The organism is Parasphingomonas puruogangriensis (assembly GCF_036663635.1).
Classification (GTDB): Bacteria; Pseudomonadota; Alphaproteobacteria; order Sphingomonadales; family Sphingomonadaceae; genus Sphingomonas.
Genome location: NZ_JAXOJI010000011.1, coordinates 1 through 12884, shown reverse-complemented (window position 1 = coordinate 12884; position 12884 = coordinate 1). Strand labels below are relative to the sequence as shown.

The 12884-nt window shown below is 64.0% G+C and carries 11 protein-coding genes; 4 read left to right on the top strand and 7 right to left on the bottom strand.

Features of this window, described 5'->3' with window-relative positions:
- Window positions 1–28: 28 nt before the first annotated feature.
- The 4 genes from cyoD to cyoA are packed head-to-tail and all read right to left on the bottom strand — an operon-like array spanning window position 29 to window position 4225.
- Window positions 29–403, bottom strand: coding sequence for a cytochrome o ubiquinol oxidase subunit IV (gene cyoD, locus U1739_RS19630; RefSeq protein WP_332710297.1), 375 nt, complete (start codon window positions 401–403; stop codon window positions 29–31).
- Window positions 400–1032, bottom strand: a complete 633-nt coding sequence (gene cyoC, locus U1739_RS19625) for a cytochrome o ubiquinol oxidase subunit III (protein ID WP_332710296.1) — start codon at window positions 1030–1032, stop codon at window positions 400–402. Before cyoC ends, cyoD begins: the two co-directional genes overlap by 4 nt.
- A gap of 1 nt (window position 1033) precedes the next feature.
- Window positions 1034–3028: a cytochrome o ubiquinol oxidase subunit I gene (gene cyoB / locus U1739_RS19620; RefSeq protein WP_332710295.1), complete on the bottom strand. Its 1995-nt coding sequence runs from the start codon at window positions 3026–3028 to the stop codon at window positions 1034–1036.
- Window positions 3029–3049: 21 nt separating this feature from the next.
- On the bottom strand, window positions 3050–4225 hold the full coding sequence (cyoA, locus tag U1739_RS19615; protein ID WP_332710294.1) for a ubiquinol oxidase subunit II: 1176 nt from the start codon (window positions 4223–4225) through the stop codon (window positions 3050–3052).
- Between the two features lie 158 nt (window positions 4226–4383).
- Here cyoA and U1739_RS19610 point away from each other — a divergent pair, with 158 nt between their 5' ends.
- Complete coding sequence (locus tag U1739_RS19610) at window positions 4384–5742, top strand: MFS transporter (RefSeq protein ID WP_332710293.1); 1359 nt, start codon at window positions 4384–4386, stop codon at window positions 5740–5742.
- A gap of 109 nt (window positions 5743–5851) precedes the next feature.
- Here the strand turns inward: U1739_RS19610 and U1739_RS19605 are convergent, their stop codons facing one another.
- Window positions 5852–6787: a Crp/Fnr family transcriptional regulator gene (locus U1739_RS19605; RefSeq protein WP_332710292.1), complete on the bottom strand. Its 936-nt coding sequence runs from the start codon at window positions 6785–6787 to the stop codon at window positions 5852–5854.
- Here U1739_RS19605 and U1739_RS19600 point away from each other — a divergent pair.
- The 3 genes from U1739_RS19600 to U1739_RS19590 all read left to right on the top strand — a co-directional run bounded on the left by U1739_RS19600 (window position 6786) and on the right by U1739_RS19590 (window position 9828).
- Window positions 6786–7289 (top strand): ferritin-like domain-containing protein, encoded by a 504-nt coding sequence (locus U1739_RS19600; protein ID WP_332710290.1) that lies wholly within the window; start codon window positions 6786–6788, stop codon window positions 7287–7289. The genes U1739_RS19605 and U1739_RS19600 overlap by 2 nt on opposite strands.
- 111 nt (window positions 7290–7400) lie before the next feature.
- Window positions 7401–7673, top strand: a complete 273-nt coding sequence (locus U1739_RS19595; RefSeq protein WP_332710289.1) for a hypothetical protein — start codon at window positions 7401–7403, stop codon at window positions 7671–7673.
- Between the two features lie 88 nt (window positions 7674–7761).
- The gene (locus tag U1739_RS19590) at window positions 7762–9828 is read left to right on the top strand and encodes an amidohydrolase family protein (protein WP_332710288.1); all 2067 of its coding nucleotides are present in this window, start codon (window positions 7762–7764) and stop codon (window positions 9826–9828) included.
- 53 nt (window positions 9829–9881) lie between these two features.
- Here U1739_RS19590 and U1739_RS19585 read toward each other — a convergent pair whose 3' ends face one another.
- On the bottom strand, window positions 9882–11780 hold the full coding sequence (locus tag U1739_RS19585; protein WP_332710287.1) for a hybrid sensor histidine kinase/response regulator: 1899 nt from the start codon (window positions 11778–11780) through the stop codon (window positions 9882–9884).
- Window positions 11781–12621: 841 nt separating this feature from the next.
- Window positions 12622–12884, bottom strand: a 263-nt coding sequence (locus U1739_RS19580) for a DDE-type integrase/transposase/recombinase (protein ID WP_332710286.1), incomplete at its 5' end; no start/stop codon positions are given.

The window sequence follows — 12884 nt, the reverse complement described above, 5'->3', positions numbered from 1 at the left end:
TGGCGCCCCGCGCGAGGGGCGCCGGCCGCTACATCGAGCCGGTCATGTTGCCGGGCATCGGCATCATGTTGGTGTTGAGGTGGTACATCACCCAGATCGACCCGGCGATCGTCAGCACCACGATCACCGTGGTGAACAGGAAGGCGAGCAGCGTCCAGCCGCCTTCGGAGCGGGTGTCGAGGTGCAGGAAGCACAAGACGTGGACGATGATCTGGACGAAGCCCATGGCGAAGATCAGCAAGGCCGTCGTCTGCCCGTCTTGCACTGCGCCGGACATGACCAGCCAGAACGGCACGATCGTCAGGATGATCGAAAGGATCGTCCCCACGCGATACCCGCGCCGGCTATGCGCCGGCGTCTCCTGGTTGTGGGCGGCGTCTTGCGCGATCGAGGGCTGGCTCACCGGATGGCTCCAAACAGATAGACGAAGGTGAAGACACCGATCCAGATGATGTCGAGGAAATGCCAGAACATCGACAGGCAGATCAGCCGGCGCTTCATCGGTTGGCTGAGCCCGTGTTGCCCGAGCTGCACGAGCAGCACCCCGATCCACAGCAGCCCGACCGTGACGTGCGCGCCGTGGGTGCCGACCAACGTGAAGAAGGCCGAGAGGAAGGCGCTGCGCTGCGCGGTGGCGCCTTCGGCGATCAAGTGCGAGAATTCGTACAGTTCGACGCCGACGAACGCCGCGCCAAGCAGGCCGGTGACGGCGAGCCAGAAGCGGGTCGGGCCGACCCGCCCGGCCTCCATGTGCGGCATGGCCTCGCCAAAGGTGATCGACGAGGCCAGCAGCAGCGCGGTGTTGAGCGCGACGAGCGGCAGATCGAAGATCTCGTGCGGCATGGGCCCGCCGGCGTAACTGGTCCTGACCACGCCGAACATCGCAAACAAGGACGCGAAGATCAGCGCGTCGCTCATCAGATAGATCCAGAAGCCGAGCACGGTGGCGCCGTTGCCGCCATGATCGTGCTCGTCTTCGGGCGAGTGCCAGGTCGGCGCGGCGTCGCCTTGGTGGAGCGTGTGGTCGGTCATGTCAGGCTCCCACGGCCGGCTGGTGGCGCGTGCTCTCGGTCAGCGCGACCTCCTCGGCCGGAATGAAATAATCGCGCGCGAAGTTGAACGTATGGCCCACCGCGACGACCAGCAGGCCGGCGAAGCTCAGTGCGGCGAGCCACCACATGTACCACACCATGGCAAAGCCCAGGCTGAGCGCGAGCCCGGCGAGAATGACGCCGGCGCCGGTGTTGCGCGGCATATGGATCGGGCGATAGCCCCCCGCCGGCCGCTCATAGCCGCGGTTCTTCATGTCGTACCACGCGTCGAGATCGTGGATCACCGGCGTGAAGGCGAAGTTATAGGCCGGAGGCGGCGAGCTGGTCGACCATTCGAGCGTGCGGCCATCCCAGGGATCGCCAGTCAGATCGCGTAGCTGGTCGCGCTTCACGAAGCCCATGACGATGCTCATCACGAAGCCGAGAATGCCGATCAGGATGATCACCGCGCCGATCGCGGCGATGACGAAATACGGCTGCAGACTGGGATCGTCGAAATGACTGACGCGGCGCGTAGTGCCCAACAGCCCGACAACGTAGATCGGCGTCCAGGCGATCCAGTAGCCGATCACCCAGCCCCAGAAGGCGACCTTGCCCCAGAAGTCGTCGAGCTTGAAGCCGAACGCCTTGGGGAACCAATAGACCATCCCGGCGAACAGGCCGAACACCACCCCGCCGATGATCACATTGTGGAAATGGGCCACCAGGAACAGCGAATTGTGCAGCACGAAATCGGCCGGTGGAATCGCCAGCAGCACGCCGGTCATGCCGCCGACCACGAAGGTCAGCATGAACGCCAAGACCCACATCATCGGCAGTTCGAAGCGGATGTCGCCGCGGTACATGGTGAACAGCCAGTTGAAGATCTTGGCCCCGGTAGGGATGGCGATAACCATCGTGGCGATGCCGAAGAAGCTGTTGACGCTCGGCCCCGCGCCCATGGTGAAGAAATGGTGCAGCCAGACGAGATACGACAGGATGGTGATTACCACCGTGGCATAGACCATCGACGAATAGCCGAAGAGCCGCTTGCCGGTGAAGGTCGAGGTGATTTCGGAATAGATGCCGAACGCCGGGAGGACGAGGACATAGACCTCGGGATGGCCCCAGATCCACACCATGTTCCAATACATCATCGGCGCACCGCCGAGTTCGTTGGTAAAGAAGTGCGTGCCGAGATAGCGATCGAGCATGAGCAGGAAGAAAGCGGCGGTGAGCGCCGGGAAAATGGCGATGGCGAGGATGTTCGAGCAGAATGCCGTCCAGCAGAATACCGGCATCTTCATCATCGTCATGCCGGGCGCGCGCATCTTGATCACGGTGGCGACCATGTTGATCGCCGATAGCGTCGTGCCGACACCGGCAATCTGCAGCGCCCACAGATAGTAATCGACCCCGGTTTCCGGGCTGTAGGCAAGGCCGGCAAGCGGTGCATAAGAGAGCCAGCCGGTGCTGGCGAATTCGCCGACGAACAGCGAGATCATGACCAATATGGCGCCCGCCGCGGTCAGCCAGAAGCTGAAATTATTGAGGAACGGGAAGGCCACGTCGCGCGCGCCGATCTGTAGCGGCATGACGAAGTTGACCAGCCCGACGACCAGCGGGATGGCCACGAAGAAGATCATGATCGTGCCGTGCGCGGTGAATATCTGGTCGTAATGGTGCGGCTCCAGATAGCCCTGGTTGGCACCAAAGGCGACCGCCTGCTGCGCCCGCATCATCAGCGCATCGGAGAAGCCGCGCAGCAGCATGATGATGCCGAGGATGATGTACATGATGCCGATGCGCTTGTGATCGACGCTGGTGAACCACTCGTTCCACAGATAACCCCACAGCCGGAAATACGTCGCCGCGCCGACCAAAGCGGCCCCCAGCAGCACGACGACGATGAACGTCGTCAGCAGGATCGGCTCGTGCAGGGGAAAGGATTCCCAGGTGAGCCGTCCGAAGATCGATTTGAGAAGGTGATCGCTCATGATTGTCCCGATGGTTGGGGATCAGACCCGCACGGCGCGACGCGCACCGGGGGCGAGGAAAGGCTGCGTAGCGGACATGTCGCGATTGCGCGGATCGCCTGGCTTGAGCGCGCCGGGGGCGCCGGGCTTGAGCGCGCCAGGCGCGCCGGGCTTGGCCGGTTTGGTGACGTTCGGCCCCGTGCCCTTGTCCTCCGGCGCCTTGAACAGCGCCGGCGTCGGCGTGGTGCCTTGCAGCGGCGCGGCGCTGCGGCCCGGCATGCCACCGCCGCTGCGCGCCATATCGCGGCGCATCACATCGACCATGCACGGCGTGCCCGGCGCGACGCAGCGGTTGAGCACGCGATCGAACAGGCCCGGCATGACCGACCCGAAATACAGCACCGGCACCTTCACGCTGGGCTTTTCCAGCACCACGTAATTGGCCGGCGCGAGCGCCCCGCGCTTGCTGGCTTTCACCCCGGCGACCCAGCGATCGAAATCGGCCGGCGCCATGCCGCGCAGCTTGAAGCGCATGTCGCTATGGCCGCGACCGGTATAATTGCCCGAATAGCCCCAGCTCTCGCCGGGCTTGTTGAGCACCGCATTGAGCACTGATTGCATGCCGGGCATGGCGTAGATCATGCCGGCCATGGTCGGCGCGTAAAAGGTGCTGAACTGGCTCGTCGAGGTGATCGAGAAATGCACCGGTACATCGACCGGAAGCGCCAGTTCGTTGACCGTGGCGATGCCCTGGTCGGGATAGATGAACAGCCATTTCCAGTCGAGGGCGACGACCTGCACCTCCAGCGGCTTGGTGTTCGCGGCAACCGGCCGGCCCGGCGCCAGGCGATCGAGCGGCCGGAACGGATCGAGCAGGTGCGTGCTGGTCCAGGTTACGACGCTGAGCGCGATGATGATCAGCAGCGGGCAGGCCCAGATCACCAGCTCCAGCGAGGTCGAATGATCGAAATTGGGATCATAGACCTTGTTGGGGTTGCCGCGCCGATAGCGCCACGCGAACAGCACGGTGAGCACCATCACCGGCACGATAATCAGCAGCATGATGCCGGTGGCGAACAGGATCAGATTGCGCTGTTGAACGGCAATATCGCCGGTCGGGTTCATCACCACCATGTTGCAGCCGCCCAGCAATGCCGGGATCGCCACGAGTGAAAGGCGCGCGGCCCTGCGGATAAGATCGGATGTTGCTCTGCCCATGGCCGGCGCTTAGCCTCCGATTCACTGCGGCACTTTGTCCGCGATCAAAGTTTTGTCGTTTGTTTATCACTATAGCGCGGCCGTCGGCATCCCTGATTAATCACGGCGGGCCGCCGCAATCGTCGCCACGAACGGCTGAGCAGATAGGACGCAACGCGATGGTAGCCACGACATTGGGCACGACACCGGGCCCGGGGAACTCCACCCCCCTGGAGCGCGATGCGCAGTTGATCAACGCCCGCGAGCATCAGGTCCGCCCAGGCGATATTGCCGTCGGCGTGATCATCGGACGATCGTCGGAATTCTTCGACTTCTTCGTCTATGCGCTCGCCTCGGTCCTTGTGTTCCCCGCGGTCATCTTCCCCTATGTCGACGCGCTGACCGGCACGTTGTATTCGTTCGCCATCTTCGCACTCGCCTTCGTGGCGCGGCCGTTCGGCGCGCTTGCCTTCATGTGGATCGACCGCAAGCACGGCCGCGGCGTCAAGCTGACCGCGGCGTTGTTCCTGCTCGGCGGATCGACGGCGGCGATCGCCTTCGTCCCCAGCCACGCGCAGGCCGGTGGCCTGGCCGTGATCCTGCTGGCGCTGTTCCGTATTGGCCAGGGCTTCGCGCTCGGCGGCACGTGGGACGGCCTGCCGGCGTTGCTGTCGCTCAACGCGCCGCCCGAGCGCCGCGGCTGGTTCGCCATGATCCCGCAGCTCGGCGCTCCCGTGGGCCTGTTCGTTGCCGCCGCCGTGTTCGCCTATCTGCTGACCGCGCTCAGCACGCCCGACTTCCTCGATTGGGGCTGGCGCTTCCCCTTCTTCGTCGCGTTCGTGATCAACGTGGTGGCGCTGTTCGCACGCCTGCGACTGATCTCCACACCGGAGTTTCAGCACTTGTTCGAAAGCCGCGAGTTGCAGCCATCGTCGGTGGTTGCGCTGTTTCGCGAAGAGGGACGGACGGTCGTGCTGGGGGCGTTCGCACCGCTGGCGAGTTTCGCTCTGTTCCACCTCGTCACGGTGTTTCCGCTGTCCTGGTTCGTGCTCACCTCTGGCCAGCCGCCGGTCCGCTTTCTGGTCATCGAACTGGTCGGCGCGATCGTCTGCCTGATCGCCGTGACGATGTCGGGCGTCATTGCGGACCGCGTCGGCCGCCGGACGTTGCTCGGCGTGTCGGCCGCGCTGATTGCCGGCTATAGCGGCTTCGCGCCGCAATTGCTCAGCCAAGGCCAGGCCGGCGAATGGACCTATATGATGCTCGGCTTCATTCTGCTCGGCTTGTCGTTCGGCCAGTCTTCAGGCGTGGTGAATGGCAGCTTCTCGCCCAAGCATCGCTATACCGGCTCCGGCACGACGGCGACCGCATCATGGTTCATCGGCGCCGCGTTCGCACCCTTGGCGGCGCTGCTGCTGGCCAGCATGTTCGGGCTGATCTCGGTCGGCGCCTATCTGTTGTCGGGCGCGGTGTGCACGCTCGCCGTGCTGGCACTGGACCGCAATGCGGCAAGCAAGAAACCCGCCGACACGGTCTGACAGGCTCTGAATAGCAGCCAATTGGGCCGCGCGGCTGGTGACGAACTCGACGGCGCACTGGCGTGACGACACGGACGGTCTTTTCTGAAAGCTGCGCCGGCGCACTGCGCTAGGCAGCCTGCGCGCGAAGCTCCAGGGCAGTGCGGTCCGAGATGGTTATCGCCCGGCCGCCCGGCAGGCCGATCACCCCGGCCCCCTTGAGCCGCGTCATCTGGCGGCTCACGGTCTCGATCGTTAGCCCCAGGATGGCGCCGATCTGGCCGCGCGTCAGCGGCAGATCGAAGGTCAGCGGCCCGTCCGGGGTGGCCCGGCACCCGCTGCTCGTCGCGTGCAGCGCCATTTCCAGCAGGAAGTCCGCGATCTTTTCTTCGGCCGACTTGCGCGCCAGCGACAGCATGCGGCCACGCGCGGCGCTGAGCGCCGCCAGCGTGCGCTGCAACAGCAGCCGCTCCATACGCCCATGATCCTCAAGCACGCGCTGGAACGCCGCGCGCGAGAAGACGCACAGTTCGGCATCGGTCAACGCGGTGATGGTGAAGTCGGCCAGGCCGGCATAGGCCTGGCCGACAAAATCGGCCGGGTAGAGCAGGCCGACAATCTGTTCTCGACCGTCCGATGTCGACGCGACGATCTTCAGCACGCCGGACCGCAGGTTGGCGCAAATGATGCTTTCGTCGCCCGCCCAGATCACCGTCTCGCCCCGCGCGACCAGCTGGCGCCGACCGATCGTGTTGAGCGCACCCAACTCCTCGTTGTTCAGGCTCCCGCACAGCGCCTCGTCGCGCACGGCACAATCGGTGCAGAGGTCTTTATGGGCCATGAACCACCTTAGACCAGCCACCCCCTCAATCCGACTCTTTTCCGGCTCGACCCTGTCCGGCCGTTCGAGTGCGGCGTTGGCGCCGACCCCCCCGACAAGCGCAAGCGGATTCTCAGTGGTCGACCGATTTCCGCCCCGCGCGGGGAACGGCGATCGCTGTTCGGCGGTTTGAGAGCAACCAAGGGCAATCTCGTCCCCGGGCTCGAAGAAGGATCGTTCCACCATGGCCGCACCGGAAGATCTCAAAGAAATCTACACCGACGAGTTGAAGGATCTTTGGTCTGCCAACGACCAGATGAAAAAGGTGCTGAAGAAGATCACGTCGAAAGCCAGCGACGCCGCGCTGAAAGAGATGCTGACCAAATCCCAGGTGGACATCGAGAAGCACAGCAGTGTGCTGAAGGAACTGATTGCCGCGAATGACGAGAAGGTCTCGAAGGAGCATTGTAAGGGCATGGAGGGCCTGGTGGCCGAGGCGACCAAGCATGTGCTCGAAGAGGGGCCCGAGAAGGGCCCGCTGCTCGACGTCATGATCATCGCGCAATATCAGCGCATGACCCACTATGGCATCGCCGGATTCGGGACCGCTGCCGCCTTTGCTAAAGCGCTGGGGCTGAAGGAAGATACCAAGAAGCTGAAGGATGCCACCAAGGAGATCTATGGTGGCGACGAATATATGACCAAGCTGGCGGAAACGAGCGTCAACCTGCAGGCCGAAGACGTCTAAGATGACGACGCGCCGACATGCGCTCGGCGAGCAGTTGCAAGACCGCGGTACGCGTGAGCGCGTGCCGCGGGAGCTGATACAAGGACATTCCAAGCGATGACTACGTACCCGTTGAGTGAGCCGGCGACCGTTCGCAGAAGTGCCGATGCCGGCACCGCCGTGCGCGAGAGCGACGACATCGTCGCCCGCGGATCGCTGGCCGACTGCGCCGAAACGCTGGAGACGTGGTCCGCCGAAGAGCGTGCCGCTATCCAGATCGACATCGACGATATGGACATAAGATACGGGCCCGAAGAGATCGACACGCTGCTGTCGTTTCTGCGCGATGAAAGCGCAGGTCTATCGAACAACGACATAGCCGCCATTACCGACCCCGATGACTGAAACGGCACGCCCATGAAATTGCCCGGCGGCTCTTGCCTTGGTGACGCTGGCTGGCCACTCTAGCGCTTCATCACTTGGGGGGCGTTTGATGCATAGCTGGATTTTTGGCGCGCTGCTGGCGGCTACCGCCCCGACGGCCATCGCCCCGCCACCGACGCAGACCGCCAAGCCGGCACCCGCGACGAAAGAACAGTTGCTGACCGCGCCCGCCGGCGCGCGGCATTACACGATCAGTTCGATCGCCGGGAAGCATGGCGACATCTGGTCCTGGACGTTGCCCGATGGGCGCATCGCCTATCGCATGTCGATGTCGCTGCGCGGCTGGATCACCGAGACCGACGAGATCATGACGCTCGGGCCGGACCACCGCCCGACCGAAATTGCGATCCGCGGCTATACCGACTCCGGCGACGCCACCGAAACCTTCACCGTGGATCCCGGCGGCGTCGCGCGCTGGCAGACCGCGATCGATTCCGGCACCGCGCCCTTCGCCGGCCGACGCTACAACAGCTATGGCGGCCCGTGGCTCGCCGCCGAGCATGACATTGCCGCGTTGGTCGCGGCGGGCGAGAAGGGCATCGACCTGCTGCCGACGGGCCATGCCACGCTGACGATCGGCGCAACGCACCGGATCGACGGTCCGGCGGGGCCGAAGACAGTCAAGCTCGCCTTGATCCGCGGCTATGGCTTCGCCCCCTCCCCCGTATGGCTCGACGAGCAGAATCGCTATTTTGGCAATGCTGGCGGCATGTCGCTCCTGCCCGAGGGATATGAGAAAGCCGGCCCGATCCTGAAAGATGTGCAGGACAAGGCCACCGCCGCGATGGTGCGCGATATCGCGCACCACTTCCTGACCCCCGCCAACCGCACGCCGACCTTGATCGATCACGTGCTGCTGTTTGATTCGGTCGCCGGCGCCTATCTGCCCGATCGCGCGGTGCTGATCGCCGATGGCAAGGTCGCGGCGGTCGGCGCGGGTGGCTCGATCACGCCGCCGGCAGGCGCGGCGGTGCTCGACGGGCGCGGCAAGACGCTGTCGCCAGGCCTATGGGACGCGCACCAGCATGTCGGCGACGATTGGGCGCTGCTGCAGAACGTCGCCACGGGCATGACCAATTATCGCAGCCCGGGATCGGAAATCGCGGATGCGCTAAGCATCGTCAAACGCCGCGCGGCCGGCGACTTGCTCGCGCCCGATGGCAAGATCTCGGTGATCATCGATCGCAAGGACCCACTCGCCGCGCAGGGCGCGCTGACCGTATCGTCGGAAGCGGAAACGATCGCCGCGGTCGACAAGATCAAGGCCGCGGGCCTGTGGGGCGTGAAATTCTATACCTCAATGACCCCGGCCTGGATCGCGCCCGGCGCCGCCGAAGCGCACAAGCTGGGGCTGCATGTAAATGGCCATGTCCCCGCCGGCATGCGTCCGCTCGACGCGGTGCGCGCCGGCTATGACGAGGTAACACACATCAACTTCATCATGATGCAGGCCATGCCGCAGGCAGTGGTCGACAAGGCCAACACCGCGGCCCGGCTGGAGGGGCCGGCGAAATACGGCAAGGACGTCGATCTCGATTCACCGGCGATGAACGCCTTCTATGCCGAACTCGCCAAACGAAAGACCATCATCGATCCGACGCTGACCGTATGGGAGCCGCTGATGACGTCGGACGGCAGCGCGATCTCGCCGGAATATGCGCCGTTTACCGACGTCGCGCCGCCCGCTGTGGTTCGCGGCTGGAAGATCAGCGGCTATCCCTTGTTCGACGGCCTGACGCGCGACGATTTCCGCAAGAGCTTCGCCAAGATGGTCGGCCTGGTCGGGCGATTGCACAAGGCCGGCGTGCCGATCGTCGCGGGCACCGACGGCTATGGCCTGGAACTGGTGCGTGAACTGGAACTCTACCAGCAGGCCGGGCTGAGCAATGCCGCGGCGCTGCAAACCGCGACAATCGTGCCGGCGCGGATGACCGGCATGGCCGATCGAACCGGATCGATCGCCGTGGGCAAGACGGCAGATATCATCCTCGTGGAGGGCGACGTATCGAAAGACATCACCAACCTGCGCCATGTCGAAACCGTGTTCCTCGACGGATACCGGCTCGATGGCCAGGCCTTGCGGCAGGCAAGCGGCCTTTCAGGCATGCCGAAATGACCTGCTGAGCCGCCATGACGGATCCTGCTGCCGGTATTTCGCGCAGGGTTTGACTACCCCAATATGCCGATCAGGCCCTCGACCGAATAGGGTTTGCGCAGCAGCGGAAAGCCATGGCCGCTCTCCTCGGCAAGGGCGTGGCTATACCCTGTGGTCAGAACGACAGCGAGATCGGGCCAGCGATCACCAATCCGCCGGGCGAGCTCCAGCCCGTTCATGCCCGGCATGATCACATCGGTGAAGACGAGATCGATCTTGTCGCGTGCCACGCCTAGCTGCTCCAGCGCGGCATCGCCGTTTTGCACCCAGGTGACGATCTGGCCGAGTTCCTCGAGCAGCCCGCGGGCAAATTGGCCGACCGCTTCGTTATCCTCGACCAGCAGCACACGCTTGGTGGTGAGCGGATGATCCCGCACCGTGCGCGGCATGACACACTGCTCCCGATGCGCCGCGGCAAAGGGCAGATAGAGGGTGAAGGCGGTGCCCACGCCCACCTCGCTATGCACCTCGATCTCGCCGCCCGACTGTTTGGCAAAGCCATGCACCTGGCTGAGACCCAAACCGGTGCCCTTGTTCAGCCCCTTGGTGGTGAAGAACGGTTCGAAGATCTTGGCCAGCGTTTCCGGTGCGATGCCGTTGCCTTCGTCCGCCACCCGGACGGCAACGAAGCTGCCGCTCGCGGCGCCATGGCCGCGAACGGCGGGCACGCCCTGGACGACCTGCGTCGCGATCGACAGCTTGCCGCCGGCCGGCATGGCATCGCGCGCGTTGATCACGAGGTTGAGCACGGCCGTTTCGAACTGGTTGAGATCGGCATTGACGAAGGCCTCGTCGCCCGTGCCGATGGCCACGACGATGGTCGAGCCGACGCTGGTCTCGATCATGTGCCGCATCTTTTCGACCCGCTCCGCGGCATCGAATATTTCGGGCTTCAACGGCTGGCGTCGGGAGAAAGCGAGCAATTGGGAGGTCAGCGCGGCAGCACGGTCCGCCGTGTCGGAAATCGCCTCGACATAGCGGTCGCGCTTCTCCGGGCTCAGCGACGGCATCTTCAGCAGATCGGCCGATGAGCGGATAATCGTAAGGAGGTTGTTGAAATCGTGCGCAACGCCGCCCGTGAGGCGACCGACCGCCTCCATCTTCTGCGCCTGCGCCATGGTTTCGCGCGCCCGCTCGACCTCTTGGTACGCATGCCAGCGCTCGGTCAGGTCGCGGGTGACCTTGGCGAAGCCGATCAGCGCGCCGGCTTCGTCGTAGATCGGATCGATCAACACCCCGGCGCGGAACCGTGACCCGTCCTTGCGCACGCGCCACGCCTCGACCTCATATTTGCCCGCCTCCAGCGCAACGCGCAGCGCCCGCTCCGGCTCGCCGGCCTGGCGATCCTCTTCCGTATAGAAGGTCGAGAAGTGGCGTCCGACAATCTCGTCGGCGGAATAGCCCTTGATGGCCTGCGCGCCCGGGTTCCAATTGGTCACGTGCCCCGTGGCATCGAGCATGTAAATGGCGTAATCCTTCACGCCCTGCACGAGGAGGCGGAAGCGCTGCTCGCTTTCCAGCAGCGCGCGCTCCGCCGCCCGCTTGTCGGTGACGTCGCGGGTGACTTTGGCGAAGCCGATCAGCGTGCCTGCCGCGTCGAACACCGGATCGATGACCACGCTCGTCCAGAAGTGCGCGCCATCCTTGCGCACGCGCCAGCCTTCGGCCTCGAACGTGCCAAACTCTGCCGCGGTATCCAGCGCGCGCTGCGGCAGGCCGCTCGCCCGATCCTGTTCGGTGTAGAAGAGCGAGAAGTGCTGCCCGATAATCTCGTCGGCCGCATAACCCTTGAAGCGCTGCGCGCCGGCATTCCAGGTGGTAACCCGCCCCTCCCGGTCCAGCAGGTAGATCGCATAATCCTTGATCGCGTTGACCAGGAGCTCGAACCGCCCGTCGCCGCTAATCTCGTTCAAGCTGGTCCGCTCAGTCACACGCTGGTCCGTCATACGTCATTACTGCGCGCGGCAGCTTAGCGGCCTGCCACGTCGGTAAGCTCGATGGCATTAATCGCTATAAGCAGGACCGCAAGCGCGCCGTTAAGTCAACCATGCCGCAGCGAGCGGCGCGCGCGGCGATGGGTCGACGAGGCGAGTGCGGGCCCAGATCACTTGGCTCGATACCGAGCCCGAGACGGCCACAGTGCTGCGGGTGGCGGGCACTGCAAGACGTGCCGGCGATGCGGACGGCGCCGCCGATGCCGTTAACGCCGCAGGGGGAATGTTGCAGAGACCTTGACGCTTTCCCGCCGTTGCGAGTGCCCCACATGGCACCTGCCGGCCAAAGAGCGCGCCAGTCTTCGGCTCCCCTTCATTCCGGCTGAGCGCGACGAAAGTCTTCCTTCCTTGCCGTTGCGCTTTGGGAACCCCGGTTCGACGTGTTGTTGCAGCATTGAGCTGGGCATTTTTCATCGGACTATTTCCGGGGCGGCGAAGACAATGGGCGCACACGCCGTCGTGCAGCTTAATTTGTTGCGCAATACGCCTTCCATTCCCGCTGCCGATATAACTTCATCGCCCCCCGCCGTCGCACTGGCCGAAGGGTGAACATATCGTAACGACGAATTTTTCGTGATCGCCATCGTCGTAGCGATCGCCGCGGCCCATGCCACCCAGCCCAAACCCGTCGTGTTAGGCTAACTGTTAGTTTGAGCCGAAGCCCTAAGTAATGGAATGATTTCGATAGCAATTGGCGGTGCTGTCAGTCTAATGCGAACCGCTCTCCACAAGATGCATATCGGTCTTTGAGCAGGACGGCCTAGCTCGCGACTTGGCCCCACTCAGCCAGCGCGGCTGAGCGACGTTCCTTGTAGGTCTGGCGGTCGATGAGGTGGCGTTCGAGATTGAAGTGGTTGTGAACTTTGGCATGCACGCTGGCGAACTTCTGTAGCGTCTTCATTCGCTTGAACCTGAGCATCGCTCGCTCTCGTCGTCGAAACGATAGGTGGCTGTTCTCCACCCGGTTGTTGGCCCAGCGCCCGACCTCCTGCTTCTCAGCGTTACCGAGCTCATTCATCGCTG

Excerpts from the sequence above, each read along its gene's own strand:
- U1739_RS19600 (WP_332710290.1), top strand. The coding sequence starts at position 6,786 with ATGGCCGCACCGGAAGATCTCAAAGAAATCTACACCGACGAGTTGAAG.
- U1739_RS19590 (WP_332710288.1), top strand. The coding sequence starts at position 7,762 with ATGCATAGCTGGATTTTTGGCGCGCTGCTGGCGGCTACCGCCCCGACG.
- cyoB (WP_332710295.1), bottom strand. The coding sequence starts at position 3,028 with ATGAGCGATCACCTTCTCAAATCGATCTTCGGACGGCTCACCTGGGAA.
- cyoA (WP_332710294.1), bottom strand. The coding sequence starts at position 4,225 with ATGGGCAGAGCAACATCCGATCTTATCCGCAGGGCCGCGCGCCTTTCA.
- cyoC (WP_332710296.1), bottom strand. The coding sequence starts at position 1,032 with ATGACCGACCACACGCTCCACCAAGGCGACGCCGCGCCGACCTGGCAC.
- U1739_RS19605 (WP_332710292.1), bottom strand. The coding sequence starts at position 6,787 with ATGGTGGAACGATCCTTCTTCGAGCCCGGGGACGAGATTGCCCTTGGT.
- U1739_RS19610 (WP_332710293.1), top strand. The coding sequence starts at position 4,384 with ATGGTAGCCACGACATTGGGCACGACACCGGGCCCGGGGAACTCCACC.